The organism is Streptomyces sp. NPDC091271 (genome assembly GCF_044757505.1).
Lineage (GTDB): Bacteria > Actinomycetota > Actinomycetes > Streptomycetales > Streptomycetaceae > Streptomyces.
In genome coordinates this window covers 17,488-36,321 of sequence record NZ_JBIVVD010000009.1, presented here as the reverse complement: position 1 = coordinate 36,321, position 18,834 = coordinate 17,488, and the positions used below count along the sequence as shown (strand labels likewise).

At 69.0% G+C, this 18,834-nt stretch carries 21 protein-coding genes; 16 read left to right on the top strand and 5 right to left on the bottom strand.

Features of this window, described 5'->3' with window-relative positions; translation table 11 throughout:
- Positions 1 to 5: 5 nt before the first annotated feature.
- Positions 6 to 1,457: a helix-turn-helix domain-containing protein gene (locus tag ACIQM3_RS32425; RefSeq protein WP_401630712.1), complete on the bottom strand. Its 1,452-nt coding sequence runs from the start codon at positions 1,455 to 1,457 to the stop codon at positions 6 to 8.
- 393 nt (positions 1,458 to 1,850) lie between these two features.
- Here ACIQM3_RS32425 and ACIQM3_RS32420 point away from each other — a divergent pair, with 393 nt between their 5' ends.
- The gene (locus ACIQM3_RS32420; protein ID WP_401630710.1) at positions 1,851 to 2,585 is read left to right on the top strand and encodes a DUF4232 domain-containing protein; all 735 of its coding nucleotides are present in this window, start codon (positions 1,851 to 1,853) and stop codon (positions 2,583 to 2,585) included.
- Positions 2,586 to 2,695: 110 nt separating this feature from the next.
- Positions 2,696 to 3,352, top strand: a complete 657-nt coding sequence (locus tag ACIQM3_RS32415) for a Type 1 glutamine amidotransferase-like domain-containing protein (RefSeq protein ID WP_401630708.1) — start codon at positions 2,696 to 2,698, stop codon at positions 3,350 to 3,352.
- Here the strand turns inward: ACIQM3_RS32415 and ACIQM3_RS32410 are convergent.
- The gene (locus tag ACIQM3_RS32410; protein WP_401630706.1) at positions 3,346 to 4,071 is read right to left on the bottom strand and encodes a helix-turn-helix domain-containing protein; all 726 of its coding nucleotides are present in this window, start codon (positions 4,069 to 4,071) and stop codon (positions 3,346 to 3,348) included. The genes ACIQM3_RS32415 and ACIQM3_RS32410 overlap by 7 nt on opposite strands.
- A gap of 223 nt (positions 4,072 to 4,294) precedes the next feature.
- On the opposite strand from ACIQM3_RS32410, the gene ACIQM3_RS32405 reads away from it, so the two are divergent.
- The 3 genes from ACIQM3_RS32405 to ACIQM3_RS32395 are packed head-to-tail and all read left to right on the top strand — an operon-like array spanning position 4,295 to position 6,722.
- Positions 4,295 to 4,966, top strand: a complete 672-nt coding sequence (locus ACIQM3_RS32405; protein ID WP_401630704.1) for a DUF4097 family beta strand repeat-containing protein — start codon at positions 4,295 to 4,297, stop codon at positions 4,964 to 4,966.
- 11 nt (positions 4,967 to 4,977) lie between these two features.
- On the top strand, positions 4,978 to 5,940 hold the full coding sequence (locus ACIQM3_RS32400; protein WP_401630702.1) for an ATP-binding cassette domain-containing protein: 963 nt from the start codon (positions 4,978 to 4,980) through the stop codon (positions 5,938 to 5,940).
- Entirely contained in the window at positions 5,937 to 6,722 is a 786-nt protein-coding gene (locus tag ACIQM3_RS32395) for an ABC transporter permease (RefSeq protein WP_401630700.1), read from the top strand. Before ACIQM3_RS32400 ends, ACIQM3_RS32395 begins: the two co-directional genes overlap by 4 nt.
- Positions 6,723 to 6,814: 92 nt before the next feature.
- On the opposite strand, the gene ACIQM3_RS32390 is transcribed toward ACIQM3_RS32395, so the two are convergent.
- Positions 6,815 to 7,255: a glutaredoxin domain-containing protein gene (locus tag ACIQM3_RS32390; protein ID WP_401630698.1), complete on the bottom strand. Its 441-nt coding sequence runs from the start codon at positions 7,253 to 7,255 to the stop codon at positions 6,815 to 6,817.
- Between the two features lie 208 nt (positions 7,256 to 7,463).
- Here ACIQM3_RS32390 and ACIQM3_RS32385 point away from each other — a divergent pair, with 208 nt between their 5' ends.
- A complete protein-coding gene (locus ACIQM3_RS32385; RefSeq protein WP_401630696.1) occupies positions 7,464 to 8,246 on the top strand; it encodes a Scr1 family TA system antitoxin-like transcriptional regulator in 783 nt (260 codons plus the stop codon).
- Positions 8,246 to 8,488, top strand: coding sequence for a DUF397 domain-containing protein (locus ACIQM3_RS32380; RefSeq protein WP_401630694.1), 243 nt, complete (start codon positions 8,246 to 8,248; stop codon positions 8,486 to 8,488). The genes ACIQM3_RS32385 and ACIQM3_RS32380 overlap by 1 nt, the downstream gene beginning before the upstream one ends.
- Positions 8,489 to 8,511: 23 nt before the next feature.
- Here ACIQM3_RS32380 and ACIQM3_RS32375 read toward each other — a convergent pair whose 3' ends face one another.
- Entirely contained in the window at positions 8,512 to 9,645 is a 1,134-nt protein-coding gene (locus ACIQM3_RS32375; protein ID WP_401630692.1) for a winged helix DNA-binding domain-containing protein, read from the bottom strand.
- A 514-nt stretch (positions 9,646 to 10,159) separates the two neighbouring features.
- On the opposite strand from ACIQM3_RS32375, the gene ACIQM3_RS32370 reads away from it, so the two are divergent.
- From ACIQM3_RS32370 to ACIQM3_RS32345, 6 genes are all read left to right on the top strand, one after another.
- Complete coding sequence (locus ACIQM3_RS32370) at positions 10,160 to 12,079, top strand: hypothetical protein (protein WP_401630690.1); 1,920 nt, start codon at positions 10,160 to 10,162, stop codon at positions 12,077 to 12,079.
- Positions 12,076 to 12,684: a hypothetical protein gene (locus ACIQM3_RS32365; RefSeq protein ID WP_401630688.1), complete on the top strand. Its 609-nt coding sequence runs from the start codon at positions 12,076 to 12,078 to the stop codon at positions 12,682 to 12,684. Before ACIQM3_RS32370 ends, ACIQM3_RS32365 begins: the two co-directional genes overlap by 4 nt.
- Positions 12,681 to 13,193, top strand: a complete 513-nt coding sequence (locus ACIQM3_RS32360) for a dCTP deaminase domain-containing protein (RefSeq protein WP_401630686.1) — start codon at positions 12,681 to 12,683, stop codon at positions 13,191 to 13,193. Before ACIQM3_RS32365 ends, ACIQM3_RS32360 begins: the two co-directional genes overlap by 4 nt.
- A 33-nt stretch (positions 13,194 to 13,226) precedes the next feature.
- Positions 13,227 to 13,742 (top strand): dCTP deaminase, encoded by a 516-nt coding sequence (gene dcd / locus ACIQM3_RS32355; RefSeq protein ID WP_401630684.1) that lies wholly within the window; start codon positions 13,227 to 13,229, stop codon positions 13,740 to 13,742.
- 94 nt (positions 13,743 to 13,836) lie between these two features.
- Positions 13,837 to 14,187 carry a hypothetical protein gene (locus ACIQM3_RS32350; protein WP_401630682.1) on the top strand — a complete coding sequence of 117 codons (351 nt, stop codon included), beginning with the start codon at positions 13,837 to 13,839 and terminating at the stop codon, positions 14,185 to 14,187.
- Positions 14,188 to 14,259: 72 nt separating this feature from the next.
- Complete coding sequence (locus tag ACIQM3_RS32345) at positions 14,260 to 14,667, top strand: SRPBCC family protein (protein WP_401630680.1); 408 nt, start codon at positions 14,260 to 14,262, stop codon at positions 14,665 to 14,667.
- 21 nt (positions 14,668 to 14,688) lie between these two features.
- On the opposite strand, the gene ACIQM3_RS32340 is transcribed toward ACIQM3_RS32345, so the two are convergent.
- Entirely contained in the window at positions 14,689 to 16,005 is a 1,317-nt protein-coding gene (locus ACIQM3_RS32340; RefSeq protein ID WP_401630679.1) for a hypothetical protein, read from the bottom strand.
- 180 nt (positions 16,006 to 16,185) lie between these two features.
- On the opposite strand from ACIQM3_RS32340, the gene ACIQM3_RS32335 reads away from it, so the two are divergent.
- The 3 genes from ACIQM3_RS32335 to ACIQM3_RS32325 are packed head-to-tail and all read left to right on the top strand — an operon-like array spanning position 16,186 to position 18,829.
- Positions 16,186 to 17,022 (top strand): lysostaphin resistance A-like protein, encoded by an 837-nt coding sequence (locus ACIQM3_RS32335; RefSeq protein ID WP_401630677.1) that lies wholly within the window; start codon positions 16,186 to 16,188, stop codon positions 17,020 to 17,022.
- Positions 17,019 to 18,173, top strand: a complete 1,155-nt coding sequence (locus ACIQM3_RS32330; RefSeq protein WP_401630675.1) for a sensor histidine kinase — start codon at positions 17,019 to 17,021, stop codon at positions 18,171 to 18,173. The genes ACIQM3_RS32335 and ACIQM3_RS32330 overlap by 4 nt, the downstream gene beginning before the upstream one ends.
- Positions 18,170 to 18,829 (top strand): response regulator, encoded by a 660-nt coding sequence (locus ACIQM3_RS32325; protein WP_401630673.1) that lies wholly within the window; start codon positions 18,170 to 18,172, stop codon positions 18,827 to 18,829. Before ACIQM3_RS32330 ends, ACIQM3_RS32325 begins: the two co-directional genes overlap by 4 nt.
- Positions 18,830 to 18,834 lie beyond the last annotated feature (5 nt).

The following is an 18,834-nucleotide window of genomic DNA, read 5'->3' as shown; positions in this document are numbered from 1 at the left end:
GGCCGTCACTGATCCTCCGGGCCCCACTCCTCCGGGACCCACTGGGCCGTGTCCGAGCGGTAGTAGTACGACGGCCGAGCCTTGAGGCTGCTCGTACGGAAGGGCTTGCCCCCGTCGTCGATGCGCAGCATCCCGCTCCTGCCACCGCTGGTCCACTCCAGCTCCAGGTACCAGGTGACGTCGTGCCCCTCCACATGCGCGTCGAGGTGGAAGACCTCCACGTCGGTGGAGCTCACCCGGTACGGGAAGTCCTTCGCGGGGACGGCCACGCCGGCGTCCTCGCCCGCGACGGGCTTGGTACGCGGCCGGCTGTCGTCCAGGTCGATGTCGAAGGTCTGCGGCGTGATGCCCCCTCCACAGCCGTTCCCCATCGAATACGCGCCCCAGGCGAGCGGGGCGTTGCGTCCCAGCACCCGTACGTGCAGCCCGTTCAGCACGACCGCCTCGCCGGACGTCCCCTGGAGGGTGAGTTCGAGCTTCATGTCACCCCCGTCCACACCGTCGAGGACCCGCGCCCAGCCACGGGTGTCCTGAGGCGGGGGCGCCGGCGGCAGGTCGTCGGGCGCCTGGTCGAACAAGTAGTACTGCCCGCAGGGCGATTCCCAGTTGTACGAACTGATGGTCGCGTGCACGGGTACGCCACCGCCGCTGCTCTCCGGCCGGCGCGAGGACGGCGAAGGTCTGGCGCTCTTCCCGCCGGCCGTCGGGGAAGCGGTTCGGCTGGACTCGGCGGACGGGCTGCCGCTCTTGCTGGGCTTCACGCTCCCGCTCGCCCTGCCGGTGGGCACGACCGGCGAGATGCTGAGCCCCACCTCCGCCCGTCCGTCGTCCGAAGGCTCGTCACTCCCGAGGCCGCGGACGGTGAGAGCCGCGGAAACGGTGAGCGCCACGACCGCCACGGCGGTGAACAGGACGCGCAGCTTCCTGCTGGTGCGGCGACGCGGAGCGGGTACGCCGCCGGGCCGCGGTCCCTGGGGTGTCACGTCCTCCGATACGGATTCCGTTTCGGTCCGCGCCTGTGGTTCCGCTTCTTCCCGGGAAGAGACGCCGTCGGTAAGTGCCGGCCCAGGGCTCGCCGGTTCGGTCGCGGCGGGCTCGGACTCCGCGAGCGCGGGAGCGGGTACGGAACCGGGAGCGGGTGCGTCGGACGCGTCGGGCTCGTCAGGGGTCCCGCCGGCGGCCCCGGCCGCCTGCGGCTTCCGAGGCCCCCGCCGCTTCGCCTCGTCGGCCAGGATCCATTTCCGGTGAAGGGCCATCAACTCGTCGGAGGTGGCCCGGCACACCCGCGCGAAGCGCTCGACGGGCGCGTAGTCATGAGGAACGGCGTCACCGTTGCAGTACCGGTGCACGGTCGAGGTGCTCATGTGCAACTTCTGGGCGAGCGCCCCGTAACTGAGCCCGGACCTCTCCTTCAGCTCCCTGAGCAGCGCCGCGAAGTCCTGGATCTCTGTGCCCACTTCGACCGTTCCCCTTCCGTGCGTTCCCGGAGCGCGTTCCAGGGACGTGGTGTCCGCGCAGGTCAGAGTACGTGGAGACGTTCCAGCGTCCCGCATGCCCCGCCAGCCGTTGCAGCGGGAATCCGGGCCTGGACAAGATGTGGACACACCGCGGCGTTCCCCGCGATCCGTACATCCCACCCTCGTCCGTCCCGGGAGCCGCCATGCGTACTCGACCTGCGCTCAGCCTGACCGACGCAGTCGCCGCAGCGGTGCTGATCGTCTGCATCGCAGTCGTCATCGCACTCCTGCAGAACCTCTGATCACGCGTCACCGACCAGTAGACCCGCCCGCACAACAGGGTGCCAAACGGCGCCCCGGGCACATGCCACCTTCGAACGGGGAGAACCACTCATGCGTAACCTTCACTTCCGCCGTGCCGCCCGCACCTCCGTCCTGGGCACCGCCGCCCTGATCGCCGCCCTGTCCCTGACGGCCTGCCAGAGCGACAGCCCGGCCCCGGCGGCGTACGACGCCGAGGCCCCGGCGCCCCAGAAGCCGGCCTCCGGCGCTTCGGCGGCCCCGGCATCGGACACGGGCAACGGCAAGGAGACGGCCGGAGACACCGGCACCTCCGGTTCCGGTTCCGAAGGCGCCAAGGATTCCGGTTCCGAGAGCGCCAAGGGCTCCGGTTCCGCCGCTGCGAAGCAGCAGCGCAGCAGCGCGTCCCTGCCCACCTGCACCGGCGAGAACACCAAGCTCACGATCACCGGCGTCAAGCGCCCGGTCAACCACATGCTGCTCACCGTGACCAACACCGGATCGAAGGCGTGCAACGCCTTCTACCACCCGGTCCTGCGCTTCGGCGAGGCGCAGTCCGTCCCCCCGGTCGTGGAGGACAGCAAGCCGCAGGCCGTCGTCACCGTCGCGCCCGGCGAGTCCGCCTACGCCGGAGTCATGACCTCGTCCGCCGACGGCAGCGGCACGGGCGGCTATTCCACCCAGGACCTGAGCGTCGGCTTCCTGGACGCGGAGTCGAAGTCTGCGGGCGACATGGTGAACGTCCCGCTGTCCAAGGACGTGTACGTCGACAGCACGCTGACCGTCACCTACTGGCAGACCGAGATGGACGACGCCCTCATGTACTGACCGTTCCCGCACCGAGGCTCCGCGGCCTCCAACGACGGGCGTGACACCGCAGCATCGGTGTCACGCCCGTTCACCCGTGTCAGGGGCGTTCGGGCCGCTACGGTCCACGGATGCGTATGTATCTTTCGTCCTTCCGGACAGGGGACCATCCGGAGCAGATGCTGGCACTGCTGCACCGCCCACCCGCCTCCGAGATCACGGTCGCGGTGATAGCCAACGCGGTCGACGCACTGCCGGCCGGCGAGCGCGAGGCGGCGGTGGAGCGGGAGCTCGGAGCGCTTTCCGGGCTCGGGCTGCGGCCGGTCGAGCTCGACCTGCGTACGTTCTTCGAGCAACCCGGGGCGCGGATCGCGGCCGCTCTCGCCCGGTTCCCCCTGGTCTGGGTCCGCGGCGGCAACGTGTTCGTCCTGCGCCAGGCCATGGCCCGCAGCGGGGCCGACCGGGCCCTGGTGGACCTGCTGCGCCAGGACGCCTTCGTCTATGCGGGCTACAGCGCCGGCGCCTGCGTCCTGGCCCCCGGTCTGCGGGGCCTGGAGGAGTGCGACGCCCCGGAGGCGGTGGGCACCGCGTACGGCGACGAGGCCCGCTGGGACGGGCTGGGCCTTCTCGACTACGTCGTGGTGCCCCACATCGACTCGCCCGGGCATCCCGAGACGGAGATCCTCGGCACCGTGGCCGGCCGCTACCGGGCCGAGGGCATCCACCACCGGACCCTGCGCGACGGCCAGGCCCTCGTGGTCGACGGCCGTATCACCCGCGTCTACTGACCGGACGAGTCCGGTTTGGTGTGGAGGACGTCACGGGCCTGGTCGGCGGCGCGCATGATGTTCTCGGTGACGAACGCCATGAAGCGGGCGATGTTCTCGAGGCGGGTGGCGGCCGGAGTCCCGGCGCCGAGGACGCCGACACCCTGCTCCGCGGTCTCCACTATCTGGGCGCTGGACCGGGCGCTGGCGACCATCGACTGGTACCAGACGTCGTTGTCGACGATGTAGCGATCGCGGCGGCGTTCGTCCCGTTCCCGGCGGATGAAGGCCTGCTCCTCCAGGTAGGCGATCGCCTTGGAGACGGACGCCGGGCTGACCTGGAGGCGTTGGGCGAGTTCGGACGCGGTGAGGGTGCCCGTGTCGGTGACGACGAGGCAGACGAGCACCCTGGACATCATCTTGGGCATGCCCGACTGCACGAGGACGGTGGTGAACACCTCCTCGAACGCGAGCACCTCCCCGGCGTCGCGCCCCCCGGCCTGCCGGGGTTCTTGAATCCCCCGGCGCGCGGCCTGGCTCCGCCGGGTGGCCCGGTGCCCGGTGGCGCGGTGGGCGACATCGGCGCGGTAGGCGGTGGGCCCTCCGTTACGCATCACCTCCCGCGTGATCGTCGAGGTCGGACGGTCGAGGCCTCTCGCGATCTCCGCGTAGGCGAGGCCGTCGGCCAGTCCCAGCGCGATCTGCTGGCGTTCCTGCTGGGTGAGTCTGCCTCCGGGCATCGCGATGTCCCCTTCATGGTCCGTGAGAACGCCAGCATAGCGTTCACTTCCACTCCATTGCAACGCAACGAGGGCAACCCGTTGCATTAGGCTTAAGCCCATTGCAATGAAATCCCTCCATCTACCTGCAATAACAAGGGAGATGCGCAACAAGGTCGTTGCTCACTCAGTGAATGCAACGTAGCGTTTCTCTCATCGGAAACACGAACCGAAGGAGCGCACCATGCAGACGTTCACCACTCCCGCCCCGGTCGCGGCCATCCTCGACATCCCCGCGGGCCGCATCCAGTTCATCGCTGCGGACCGGGCCGACACCACGGTCGAGATCCTGCCCGCGAACGCCGCGAAGAGCCGCGACGTGAAGGCCGCGGAGCAGACCGAAGTCGCCTACAGCGACGGAGTCCTGCGCATCGAGGCCCCGGCAGCCACGAACCGGGTCCTCGGCAGTTCCGGATTCGTCGAGATCACCGTCCAACTGCCCGCCGGCTCCCGCATCGAGGCGAAGTCGGCCAGCGCCGAGGTCCGGGGCGTCGGACGGCTCGGCGACGTCACCCTCGAGAGCGCGCAGGGCTCGGTCAAGCTCGACGAGACCGAAGGCGCCCGCCTCTCCCTCCAGGCGGGCGACATCTCCGTCGGCCGTCTGGGCGGCCCGGCACAGATCAGCACCGTGAAGGGCGACCTCCGCATCACCGAGGCCGTACGCGGCGCGGTCACACTGCGCACCGAGTACGGCGAGATCTCGGTCGGCGCCGCCCGCGGGGTCTCCGCCTCCCTCGACGCCGGCACCAGCCACGGCCGGATCCACAACACGCTCATGAACTCGGACGGCGCCGCCGCTGCCCTGAACATCCACGCGACCACCGCCCACGGCGACATCACCGCACGCAGCCTCTAAGGAGCCTCCTCATGACCAACTCGGCCATCGCAGCACACGGGCTGCGCAAGTCCTACGGCGACAAGACCGTCCTCGACGGCATCGACCTGGTCGTCCCCGCAGGGTCCGTGTTCGCACTGCTCGGTCCGAACGGCGCCGGCAAGACCACCGCCGTGAAGATCCTCTCGACCCTCATCACCGCAGGCCCGGGCACCGGCGCCGTTCACATCGGCGGCCACGACCTGGCCACCGCACCCCAGGCGGTCCGTGCCGCGATCGGTGTCACCGGACAGTTCTCCGCCGTCGACGGTCTGATCACCGGCGAGGAGAACATGCTCCTCATGGCCGACCTGCACCACCTCTCCCGCAGCGAGGGAAGGCGCGTCACCGCCGAACTCCTGGAGCGCTTCGACCTGGTCGAGGCGGCGAAGAAGCCGGCGCAGAGCTACTCCGGCGGCATGAAGCGCCGTCTGGACATCGCCATGACGCTGGTCGGGGGCCCGAGAATCATCTTCCTCGACGAACCGACCACCGGTCTCGACCCCCGCAGCCGCCACAACATGTGGGGCATCATCCGCGAACTCGTCTCCGACGGGGTCACCGTCTTCCTCACCACCCAGTACCTGGAGGAGGCTGACGAACTCGCCGACCGCATCGCCGTGCTGAACGACGGAAAGATCGCCGCCCAGGGCACCGCCGACGAACTCAAGCGGATGATCCCCGGCGGACACGTGCGGCTCCGCTTCACCGACCCCGACACCTACCGGTCCGCCGCCTCCAGCCTGGGCGAGGTCACCAGGGACGACGAGGCACTCGCCCTGCAGATCCCCAGCGACGGCAGCCAGCGCGAACTGCGCGCCGTCCTCGACCGGCTGGACTCGGCCGGCATCGAGGCGGACGAACTCACCGTGCACACCCCCGACCTCGACGACGTCTTCTTCGCGCTCACCGCCGGCACCGCCATCCCCGACCAGCCCAAGGAGAACGTCCGATGAGCACCCTCTCCCTCACCGTGCGCGACTCGTCCACCATGCTGCGCCGCAACCTGCTGCACGCGAGGCGCTACCCCTCCCTCACCCTCAACCTCCTGCTCACCCCGGTCATGCTCCTCCTGCTCTTCGTCTACATCTTCGGGGACACGATGAGCGCCGGCATCGGCGGCGGCGACCGCTCGGCCTACATCGCCTACATCGTCCCCGGCATTCTGCTCATGACCATCGGCTCCACCGTGGTCGGCACCGCCGTATCGGTCTCCACCGACATGTCCGAGGGCATCATCGCCCGCTTCCGGACCATGGCCATCCACCGTGGCTCCGTCCTTTTCGGACACGTCGCCGGCAGCGTCCTGCAGGCCATCGCGAGCGTCGTCCTCGTCGGCGCCGTCGGCGTCGCCATGGGCTTCCGCTCCACGGACGCCACCGTCCTGGAATGGCTGGCAGCGTTCGGGCTGCTGGCGCTGGTCTCCCTGGCCTTCACCTGGATCGCGGTCGGGATGGGCATGGGCAGCCCCAACGCGGAGGCAGCCAGCAACAACGCCATGCCGCTGATCCTCCTGCCCCTCATCTCAAGCGCCTTCACCCCGGTCGAATCCATGCCGGGCTGGTTCCAGCCCATCGCCGAGTACCAGCCCTTCACCCCGGCCATCGAGACCCTGCGAGGACTCCTCCTCGGCACCGAGATCGGCCACAACGGGTGGCTCTCGGTCGGATGGTGCCTGGCGCTCACGGTCCTCGGTTACCGCTGGTCCAAGGCCCAGTACGACCGCGACCCCAAGTAACCGTCATGACAGCGCGGGCCATGACCCGCACCTCGTCCCGCCCAAGGCGGCGTACACCGGCAACACGCCGGAGTGCGCCGCCTGTTCGTCTGTCAGCCCTCGGGGGAGGAAAGCTGTTCGCGGAGCCACGCGTGGTCAGGGTTGACGTGCGGCCGGCCCGCCACGAACACGGTCGGCACGGTCTCGTTGCCGTCGTTGACCTCTCGCACCGCTGCCGCGCCGGCCGGGTCACGCCAGATGTCCACCCAGTGCAACTGACGGGCCCTGCGGCCCAACCGGAAGCGCAACCGCATGCAGTACTTACAGCCCGCCCGCCAGTAGATGACCGGCTTGCCGTCGACCGCGCTGCGGCGTTGAGCTTCCAGCGCACCCATGGACCTGGGGAAGAACAAAGGTGAGTTCACGCCCGCGAGCAGCACGAACGCCAGGAGGAACACCGCGGCTTGGACAGGACTCCCCTGAAAAATCAGGCCGGTCGCAACGACCGAGCCACACAGCACCAGCAGTATCGGCAGTATCCACGCGCGTGTCATGAAGACGCAGGCTATCCGTGCTCAGGTCCCGCGTGGCCGCTGTGGCGTGCGCACACATCGAAGACTGTCACTCTCTGTGTATATCCTCATGCGTTGAGTGAACCCGTACGGATTTCTTGTACGGGTCGCGCATGCGTGAACTACGTACGAGGGCGGGGAGTTCGACCGTATGCACCCCAGGAAACGGCAGCGCAAGAACGCGTCCGCCATGAAGCTCGTCGGCAAGCTGGTCGGCCTCTTCCGCGTCGCAGCGGGCCTGACCCAGGTCCAGCTGGCCGACCGAGCAACCGTGCAACTGGAGACGATCGCCTCCATCGAACAGGGCCGCCGCTCCCTCCTGCCCGACCTGGCCCGCCGCCTGGACCAGATCCTGGACACGAAGGGCGCGCTGGAGACGGCGGTGGACAACATGCCGGAGGTGGACCTGATCCCGGCGTGGGCGGAGCGGTACATGGACCTGGAGCGGGAGGCGCTGGCGCTGTCGTGGTACGAGAACCAGGTGCTGCCGGGGCTCCTCCAGACCGAGAGTTACGCGCGAGCGGTGTTCAGAACCGATGTTCCAGCCCTCGGCGACGAGGAGATCAGCAAGCGGGTGGCCACACGCATGGAGCGAAGGGAGATCCTTCACCGGCATGAGCCTCCCACTGCAAGCTTCGTCATCTCGGAGGCCGTCCTTCGGGACCGCTTGGGCGGGGACGACGTGCACGCAGAAACCCTTCGCCACCTGCGGGAATGCACTGATATCCCTGGAGTTACCATGCAGATCATGCCCCTGGGCCGCCACACGCACGCGGGCCTCTCCGGACCCTTCATCCTCCTGGAAACGCTCGAACATCAGCGTCTCGCTTACACAGAGACCCAACGCGGCAGTCAGCTGATCTCGGCCCCGGATGACGTGAGCATCCTGGAACGCAAATATGCGATGCTGCGAACACAGGCCCTCAACACCGAAGAGACACGCGGCCTGTTGGGCCGGCTTCTGGGAGAGTGATGAGCAGCGCACGTGCGTGGTTCAAGTCGAGCTACAGCAGCGAGCAGGGCGGCGCCTGCCTCGAAGTCGCCTACGACTGGCGCAAGTCCAGCTACAGCGGCATCGAAGGCGGCCAGTGCGTAGAGGTCGCCGCGCACCCTTCCGCCGTCCACGTCCGGGACTCCAAGGCCACCGAAGGACCCACTCTCACCGTCTCCCCCACCACCTGGGTGGCCTTCGCCGCCTTCGCCGCCCGGGGCTGACCGGGATCATCCAGCAGCCGCCGTCAGCCCTGGACGATCACGCGCTCGGCACCGGGTATCCCCTTGTCCCACCAGTGCCCGTAACGCCCGTAGACCGCCGGATCGCGGTCGGCGAGCAGCGCCGACAGCCTCTCCGCCTCCTCGGTCAGGCCCTGCCACGCCGCCCTGCTGAGCGCACGGAAGGCGGTCAGTTCCAGGCCGCCGCCCTCGGCCGCACGCCACACACCGGCGACCTGGCCGTCGACGAGGAGACAGGGCAGTACGTCGCCGTTGCGCCGGACGACCAGCGGCCGGTACTCCTCGGGTACGACGCGGCCGGCGCCGGCGTGTGACAGCAGCGTGCTGTCCCACATCGGCAGCAGTCTCGGCGGCGCCGGGGTGTCCTCGGCGGGCACGGTGGCGTCCGCCAGGTCGTACAGGACGGCACGGCCGGGGCCCGGCACCGGCACCACCTGGCCCTCGAGCTCGCTCAGCGCCTGCGTGATCGGCGGACGGTCCAGCATGGTGAACCGGGCGAAGTCCTGGGTGGAGGCCGGCCCGAACGCACGCAGGTAGGAGAGGAGCAACCGCCGCACCCCGGCGGCCGCTTCCTGTGGCCCGCCCTCCGGGGCGGCGAGGTAGCTGTTGCGCTGCGCGAAGGACCACGGGCCACCGGCCGGCGCGTGGTGCACGGGCCCGTACGTGCGCAGCGCCCACCACACGCGGTGCGCGTGCTCGCCGAACCGCCCCGCGAACTCCCCCTCCACCTCGGCGCCGGAGCGGGGCTGCTCCAGGAACCCCGCGAGCTCCGGGAGCAGCGCGTCGGCATCGGTGTCCGCCAGGCCGGTCGAGGTGAAGCGGCGGTCGTAGAGCCGAGACGACCGCAGACGGCTCACCATCGCGGCGTGGTACGGCGCGTAGTCGTCGGCGTGGACGGCGTGCAGTGTGATCCGCATGAGGGACGCCTTCACGACCCGGCGGTCCGCGAACGCCGCGTCGAGGTCCTCGGGCACGAAGTCCCGCACGCGGTTCCACAACGCGAGGTACGGCGACGCAGGGGACTGGGCCTGGAGCGCGCAGACCCGGCGCACCGCCTCCGCGACGTCGAGGTGCCGTCGTTCGAGCAGGAGCTGCCGGTCCAAGGTGGCCAGAGCGAGCTGGCGGGCGGTAAGACTCATGGGGGGATCATGCCGTCGGCCCTGGTACGCCAGGCACCCTTTTCGCAGGGCCCCGAACCAACGGACGACCGCCGACGTGGCCGCGACGTCGGCCCCCCCGATACCGCGCGCCCTCGTAGTCGACCGGGGCAGACACACACGCGGAGCGCTGCATGGGCGGGGAATCGGCCTTGTGGCTGCCCGTGCCGGTGCGCGAAGGAGACCGCTCGTATCCGTCGCTCACTCGTGAGCGGCAGCACGAAAGTGACCCGCGGCACGGCCTCGGGGCTACCCTCCGGGCCTTCGTGGCGGCTCCTCCCAACCCGCAGCGCTACCCCGCCAGAAGAAGGTGCCCCGCACACGTTGTGGGGCGGCGGTTTAGGCGGCATCCGGCAGGGACAGATCGTGAGGTGTTGAGACGAGACTGCTACGTGCAGATGATTCCGGGACGTTCCCGATCGCGGCGAAAGAAGATGTACGAATGGCGTCGGAGAGTCTTCGAAGGGAGCGAGTGAGCCAAAATCCCCTCTCACCCGTGCGCGATGCCGTGCACGGCCTCATCGACACATCCGATACCCCAGCCGGTTTCGCGTCCCCGATCATCGACCGCATCATTCAATCGCGCCCCGTCCAGCGGCTGCGGCGGGTCAAGCAGCTGGGATTCGCCTCTCACAGCTTCGTGGGAGCCGACCACAGCAGATACGCCCATGCCATCGGCACCATGCACATCATGCGTAAGCTCCTGCGCCAGGTCGGGTCTGCGGATTCGGAGTTCTTGGCCACGTTGGAGGCCGAGTACGCCCGAATCTATCAGCCGGACCATCCCCCCGAGACTGAATGGCTCTACGAGCACGTTCTGGTCGCTGCGCTCTTGCAGGATGTGGGCGAGCTTCCTTATCAAAGCGCCACTCGAGGGCTCTATGTTCCAGACGACGACATTCGTTCCTGGGTCGGCCTGAAGATCGGCCGAGATACCTCTCTCTGGCCCGCCAAGCCGGTTTTCACCCTGGCTTGTCTGTTCGGATCCGAGATCGATCCTCTCCTGGCGCCGCTGAACAGCACCTTCATCGCTTTCCTGATGACGGCTGACTACTGGCCCGATACCGACCTGGCCACCGCGTTCCTGCCTGTGCGCCATATGCTGGACGGCGAGATCGACGCCGACCGGATTGATTACGTACATCGCGACGCACACCACACCGTCGGCATGCTGGGCAATTCGGACGACGTCATCTCCGCGATCATCACGTACGACGACCGAGGCCCCATCTGCTCGGACCCAGCGCCGTTCGCCAACTTCCTGGCCACGCGTGCGCATCTGTATTCCACAGTCTATTTCGCACCACAGAACCGATTCAGAGTCATGCTGGTCAAGAGCATCCTCAGGGGCGTACGCGAGTCCGATGAGCTACGTCTGGCCTTCCCTCTGATCTCGAACCAGCACATGAGCACCGACTCCTTCCTGGACATCGACGACGTTCGGCTCGAAGAAGAGATCATCAAGCTCAGCCAAAGCGTCCTCAAGAGAAAGCTGAGCAAGAGGGCCGGTACGGCTCTGACGGAGTTCACCACGGGCACGAAGCTGTATCGGCACTTCTGGCTTCGGGATGTGGAAGCCGCAGACGCTCCGGCCCGAACGGCCGACGTCCCAGTGCCGCACGATCTCTTCTTCGAGGTGTTCGGGGCCGACGCTCCCCCGAGCAGCGGAGTTCGCTTCTCCATGGAGGGCCCCGACGGCGAGGTGGAGCTCACCGGCATAGGGGAATGCAACGGCCCGCACTTCGGAGTCACCAGCAATGCACGCGCAACGCTGCCCATTCTTGGTGACGTCCTGGTCTTCTATCCGAACAACAGCAAAGGCGAGGACATCAAAGCGGTGCGGGCCGCCTACACCGACCGCACCCTACGAGCCGCCCTGTTGCAGAGGGCCCGGAACGAGTGGGACGGAATTCCGCCGGACACCAGGAGTCTGAAGGGCTTCAACGGTCCGACGATCTTCATCTCCTACTGCACCGATGACATCGCAGAGGTACGACGTCTGGTGTCACATCTGCATCACTTCCGGCGACGCTACTTCGTCATCATGGAGGCGAACCAGGGGATCGGAGGAACGACGGCCCGCAACAGCATCGACGGGGTCATGAGCACTGATTCGGCGATCCTGGTCGCTTCACGCTCGTATCAGCAGCGGTGCTCCACCCAGCTGAACGGGAACATCATGCACGAGATCCGTACAATGCACGATCGCCGCTCCTCTTCCCCCACGGACTATCCGGTCGTCCCCGTCTCCGTTCACCCGCATCACGACGTGACCAATATCCCCTGGTCGTTGCTCGGGATGGACGCCCCTCCCTTCACAGGGACCGTCATCGGAATCGCGTCCGACACGGAACTGAGAACGACGGTAGAGGCAGCCTTGGCCGCGATCGACGCGGAGATCGGCAGCCGCCCATGAGCCAGCTCTCTCAGCCCACGAGCCAGCGCATATTCCGAATCGCCTTGTTCGGTCTGCCCGGTTCAGGGAAAAGCACCTTCTCGTCCCTCGCGAAATCGTGGGCCGCGAAAAATGAGGCCGCCGTGCATATCATCACGCTCGCGGGGCCTTTGTACCGTGCTCAGGCTGCGGTCTACGAGTCCGCAGGACGCCCCCTGCACACCGCGGAAGGAAGACAGGACGGCGCCCTGCTCAATTTCCTCGGCTCACACATGCGAAAGATCAACCCTCGTGTCCTCGAAGAGCACTTCCTGTCAGAAACAGCACGCATCTACTCGGCATGCGAGGGCAGCACCCGACCTAACCTGGTCATCTGCTCCGATGCCAGGCCGGCCGACCTCCCCTACCTACGGCGGAGCGGGTTCCACCCTGTGGTGATCACTGTTGACGAAGAGGTGGCCCGAAAACGGAAGGAAGCACGGGGCGATCTGACGCTCGGCGACTCACGGCATTCGACGGAGAACGGGCTGGAGCAGATACATCCGAGTACCCAGGTGGACAACAGCGGCACGCTGGAGGAATTCTCCACCGCCACCACCGCACTGTTGGATGCAGTGGCCAGGTGATACTGACCGGGCGCCAGATCGAAGCAGCCGTCGAGGCAGCGGAGATCGTCATCCGCCCATTCGACCCGAGCCGCATGAACCCGAACAGCTACAACTACACGCTGGGTAGTCAGCTCAGGTTCGCGGAGGGTGTCCTGGATGCCCGCCGCGAGGTGACCTGGCGCTCGGCCACCATCGGGGACGAGGGCTACGTCCTCATGCCGGGACAGCTCTATCTCGCGAGTACGGCTGAGGTCATCGGCAGTGACACCTACGTGACCAGTCTGATCGGAAGGTCGTCGCTCGGCCGACTCGGGCTCTTCGTCCAGGTGACCGCCGACCTCGGGCATCAGGGAGCCGTCCACTGCTGGACCCTGGAACTCACCGTCGTCCAACCACTCCGGGTCGTGCCCGGCATGCCGCTGGGCCAGGTCAGTTTCTGGAGTACGGCAGGGGCTGCCAGCTCCTACTCAGGCGTGTACGGGCAGACCTCGTCACCGAGGCCTTTCTGGCCACCGAGCCTCGCTTGAAGAGCCAGCCTCCCCTCGGAAAGCGAGCGCACAGTGATATTGACCGGCAAGGAAATCATCCGGCAGCACCACCTTCGGCGGATCGAGATAGATCCGTTCGACCCTGCACAGGTCAACCCGAACAGCTACGACTTCCGGCTCGGCACGGAGCTGCTCACCTACCGGAACAAGGAGCTGGACGTCAGGATCCAACAACCCACCGTACGCACGCATCTGACCGAGGCGGGCCTCGTCCTGCAGCCGGACCGTGTGTACCTCGGGTCCACCATGGAGAAGATGGGCAGTGACCACTACGTCCCCATCATCAGAGGCAAGTCGTCGCTGGGCAGGCTCGGCCTCTTCGTGAACATCACAGCCGATCTGATCGACATCGGCTCGCACAACAACTGGACACTGCAGTTCCACGCTGTGCAGCCGGTCCGGATCTATCCGGGGATGCGCATCGGCCAGGTCACCTTCTGGGTCCCGGTCGGCAGCATCAAGCTGTATACGGGCAAGTACCAAGGCTCCGTGGGGCCGCGCCCGTCCGAGGCCTTCCGCGACTTCTGAGGCGCCCGGCCCGAAGACGCCCCGGCCCCCGCCGTGCGCCGTCTGAGTACGAGCGCTCATGTGCGGCGCTGGACCGTGGAGTTGACTCATACGCATGTCGGAAGAACTTCATGACCCCCGCTCCCCGCACGCCTGGGCCGGACCGCTGATCTCCACGCTCGTCACCCTGCCCGCGGCGGCACTCGCACTGTTCTTCGGCGGCCTGTCCCCCACGGCGTGCGACTCCTGCGACGGCGCACAGGCCGACCGCTTCACCGACTCCTTCGACGCGGCATGGGCCGTGCTCTGCACCGGTCTCGTGCTGTCCCTGATCGTCCTCGTGGCGAGCTGGTCCCCGCCCTGGCGTCAACGGCAGGCCGCGGCCCGGGTGCTCCTCTCCCTGGCCGCACCCGCCGTCGTCCTCACCGCCTACGTGGCGTTCATGGCCCTGGTCGACTGGCCCTGACCAGGCGGCCGGACGGCCCGGTGTCCGATCCGTTCAAGACCACGGCGCCCGGGCCTGGGTAGCGTCGCAGCCATGAGCACTTCGGACACCGGAACCCGTCACCTCGGCATCCGCATCGACCGCCCCGCCGACGAGGTCTACGACTACGCGTCGGACCCGGCCCACCTGCCCGAGTGGGCGGCGGGCCTGGGCAGTTCCATCGAGAAGACCGACGGCCGGTGGATCGCCGACTCCCCCATGGGACGGGTCGTGGTCGACTTCGCTCCCAGGAACGACTACGGCGTACTCGACCACCACGTCACCCTGCCGTCGGGCGAGACCGTCCACAACCCCGTGCGAGTGATCGCCGACGGTGCCGGGTGCGAGGTCGTGTTCACCCTGCGCCGCCGGCCGGACGTGAGCGCCGACGAGTTCCGGCGTGACGAGGCCGCGGTGACAGCCGACCTCGCGACACTCGCACGCCTCATGGAAGAACGCTGACCCAGCGGCCTCGCCGCCTGGTCAGAGGAAGCGTGAACTGGTCACCGGGCCCGGTGACCGGAGTCCTGCCCGGTCTCCCCGGAGCCAGGTGCCGCGCACGGCCGAGACGAAGTCCGTCAGCTTCTCGACGGGGTCGGCGGGCGTCTCCCCGTCCCCGCCGTCCGGCGTCGGATCGGCGCCCACGATGTCGGCTGCGATCTCCGCCTCCGGCCTCCCGTCGGCCTCCGCGCGCTCCGCCTCGCCGTCGTCGCCCAACCGAAGGGTCTCCCCCCACGGGGGCACGACCGACTGATGGAGCAGCGTGACACTGTCGGCGGTGACGCCGGGCGGGTCGGTCCAGCAGCTCGCGTGCTCGTGCAGCACCTGGCCCGGCACCCGGTGGAGGAGCTGCCGGCTCACCTCGGGTCCCTGGGCGGCGCGCGCGGTGTCGCCGAGGTCGTAGGCGATGACGACGGTGTCCTCCCGCCCGGCCGCGAAGGGCTCCGCCGGCAGGCCCAGCACCTCGGCCGCCGCCAGGCCCAGGATCCTGCTCCCCCGGTCCGGCAGCAGGGACACCGAGGCCGGCCGCGCTCCTGCGGCCGTCAGCACCGCCTTGAGCCGCAACAGGCCCTGAAGGCACTGGTCGTGGGAGTCCTGGAACCAGGCGTATCGGCCGGTCATCCCGGCGTCGTAACCGTGCGGGGACAGCGTGCCCAGCACGGTGCCGCCCATGACGTACTGCCAGCCGCGGAGGTCCGAGTGGTCCAGCGGACTCACCGGCCCCGCGGTCGCGGCACGCTCCAGCACCCGGTTCTGCCGGTCCCGCGCGCCGAGCCAGACGTCCTCGTCCGGGGCGGGCAGACGGGCGTGCTGACGGCGGGCCAGCTCCAGGTCTCCGGCCAGGACGGCGTTGAAGACCAGGAGGTAGCGATCGGGCCAGTCGGCGAGGCCGCCCTCGTGTGCGAGCAGTGCGTCGGCCGCCTCGCGGTGCCGGCCCTCGTCCTCGTACGCCGAGACCAGTTCCCGCAGCGTGCCGGAGGAACCCGGCGCCAGGCGGAGCGCCTCCCGCAGCGCGGGTATCGCCAGGTAGGGCACGCCGCGCTCCACGCACGCGTACCCGTAGTCGTGGAGGAGCCGCACCCGGTCGGGGTGCACGGCCAGCGCGACGGCAGCCCGCCGGAGGTCGTCGAACCCGGCCGCCCCGGCGGCCCGGCCGACCACGGCGGCGACCTCCCCCAGCGGCGCCGACGGGGTCTGCCGCAGTCGGCGCAGCGCGCCCGGTACGTCACCTCCGTCGAGGCACTCCCAGGCCGCGGCGAGTTCGGGGGACGTGGGGCGGCGATTCCTGCGCGAGAACATGCGGGCGATCCTCCCCGTAGCCGGGAACGCCCTCAACCGAATTGATCGCCCCGCGGTGCCTGTCCCCCGTGCGAGCTACGCGCAGGTGTCCACCGTGAGGTGACGATCGCGGACCGCCGGATCCGTAGCGTTCGAGGCGCGCCGCGGCACCCCGGCCGCGGATCCGTCGAAGGAGCGTTCATGAGATTCGTCTGGCAACTGCTGGCTGTCGTGCTGGTCACCGCGATCGGCGGTCAGGCCGTCGCCGCCCTGGAGGACAGCCCGTGGCTGCAGTTCGCCCTGGGGCTCCTGACCGCCGTGGCCGCCGTACTCGTCTACGGATGGGTGGTGCGCAGGACGGAGCACCGCCCGCCAACCGAGGTGGCCCGCAAGGGTGCCGGGGCCGCGTTCGGCAGGGGTCTGCTGATCGGCGTCGCGATGTTCGGCGCCGTCATCACGAACATCTACTTCAACGCGCACTACGAGATCAACGGCCTGGGCTCCCTCACCGGCGCCGTCGGACTGGCCGGCTTCATGGCGGCCGCCGCCGCGACCGAGGAAGTGATGTTCCGTGGCGTCCTGTTCCGGATCATCGAGGAGCGCACCGGTACCTGGATCGCGCTGACCCTGACCGGAGTCCTGTTCGGCGCCTCGCACCTGCTGAACCCCCATGCCGACCTCTGGGGCGCCGTCGCCATCGCGATCGAGGCCGGCGGGATGCTCGCCGCCGCCTACGCCGCGACCCGCAACCTGTGGGTGCCGATCGGCCTGCACTTCGGCTGGAACTACGCGGCGGCCGGCATCTTCAGCACCGAGGTCTCCGGCAACGACACCCCGCAGGGACTGCTGGACACCGTCACCTCGGGCCCGGAATGGGTCACCGGCGGCGACTTCGGACCGGAAGGCAGCGTGTACTCGGTGGTGTTCGGAGCCCTGATCACCGCCGCGTTCCTGTGGCTGGCCCACCGGCGCGGCAACCTGGTGCCCCGCCGCCGCGGCGCCGACAAGGCCGCCGCCGCCACTACACTCCCTCGATGACCGGACTCCCGCGTATCCCGGAACGGTGGCGCCGGCCGGACGCCGCACTCTGGTACGCCCCGCTGGCGCTGCTGCTCCTCACCGCCTCGTTCCTGCCGGGTTTCCGCAACAACGGTACGGAGCTCGGCGGCCTGCCGAACCGCCCCTTCGACACCCTGGCCGTCGTGGCGATCGCCCTCCAGTGCCTCCCGCTCGCCGGGCGCCGGCGGTGGCCGGTCATCTGCTTCAGCGCGGTGTCGCTCGGCTTCGCCCTCGACCAGCTCCGCGGCTACCACACGCTCGCGGGCACCGCGCTGCCGATCGCGCTGATCAGCGTGGCGTCCCTCGTGGAACACCACCGGCGGGCCACCGCGATCGTCTTCTCCGCGGCGTACGTCCCGCTCGCGGTCGCGCTCCACCGGCTCGGGCCGGGCGACCCGCCGAGCGAGTTCGTGACGTTCTACCTGGCCGTGGCACTCGCCTGGGGCGTCGGGGTATGGCTGCGCAACACCCGGGCCGTGGAGGCCGATCGCCGTCGCCGCGTCGCCGAGGACACCCGCGCCGCCGAACGGGCGCGCATCGCCCGCGAACTCCACGACGTCGTGACGCACCATGTGACGGCGATGGTCGTACAGGCCGAGGCGGCCCGCTATCTGACCGCCGCACCCGACCGCCTCGACCAGAGCCTGACGGCCGTCACGGACACCGGCCGACGGGCCATCACCGACCTGCGGCACCTGCTCGACCTGCTCAACCCCGACCACGGCCCCCAAACCACACCGCCGCCCGTCGGCAGACTCCTCACACTCGTCGAACAGACGCGCCGAGCCGGGCAGCCGGTGGAGTTCACGGAGGAGGGCGCACCCGCCGAGTCGACCGGCAGCGCCGACCTCGTCGCCTATCGGGTGGTGCAGGAGTCCCTGACGAACGCCCTCAAGTACGCTCATGGCAGCGCCACTTCGGTCCGCGTGCGCCACTGCGAAAAGGAGATCTCCGTGGAGGTCAGCACGGACGGCTCCGGTTCGAAGGCCGCGCCCACCGGCGGAAGCGGGCGGGGCCTGGCCGGTCTCCGCGAGCGCGTCGACGTGCTGGGCGGCGACTTCAGCGCGGGCCGCCGGCCTGACGGCGGCTTCGTCGTCCGGGCCCTCATACCCGCCGGGAGCCCCTCGTGACCGAGCCGGTCCGTGTCCTGATCTGCGACGACCAGGTACTGATCCGCACCGGACTGGCGACGATCATCGACGCACAGCCCGACCTCGAGGTCGCAGGCGAGTGCGGGGACGGGCGGACGGCGGTCGACCTCGCAGAGAGACTGCGCCCGGACGTCGTGGTCATGGACATCCGCATGCCGGTGCTCGACGGCATCGCCGCCACCCGTCTGCTGGCCGGCGCCGGAGTGCCCCACCCCGTCAAGGTCCTCGTGGTGACGACGTTCAACCTGGACGAGTACGTCTACGAGGCGCTGCGCGCAGGCGCGAGCGGGTTCCTCCTCAAGGACGCCCCGCCGGACCGGCTGCTCCACGGCATCCGGACCGTGGCCGCCGGTGCGGCACTCCTGGACCCCGAGGTGACACGCCAGCTGGTGGGCCGGTACGCCGCCCGGATCCGGCCCACCGAGGACAAGGGCCACGACATCCCGCTGACCCCCCGCGAACTGGAGGTCCTGCGCCTCATCGCGGACGGCCTCTCCAACAACGAGATCGCCGCGTCCCTCGTGATCAGCCGGGAGACGGTCAAGACCTTCGTCTCACGCATCCTCACCAAGCTCGGGCTCCGCGACCGCGTCCAGGCGGTCGTCTACGCGTACCGCCAGGGCCTGGTGTCCTGAACGGG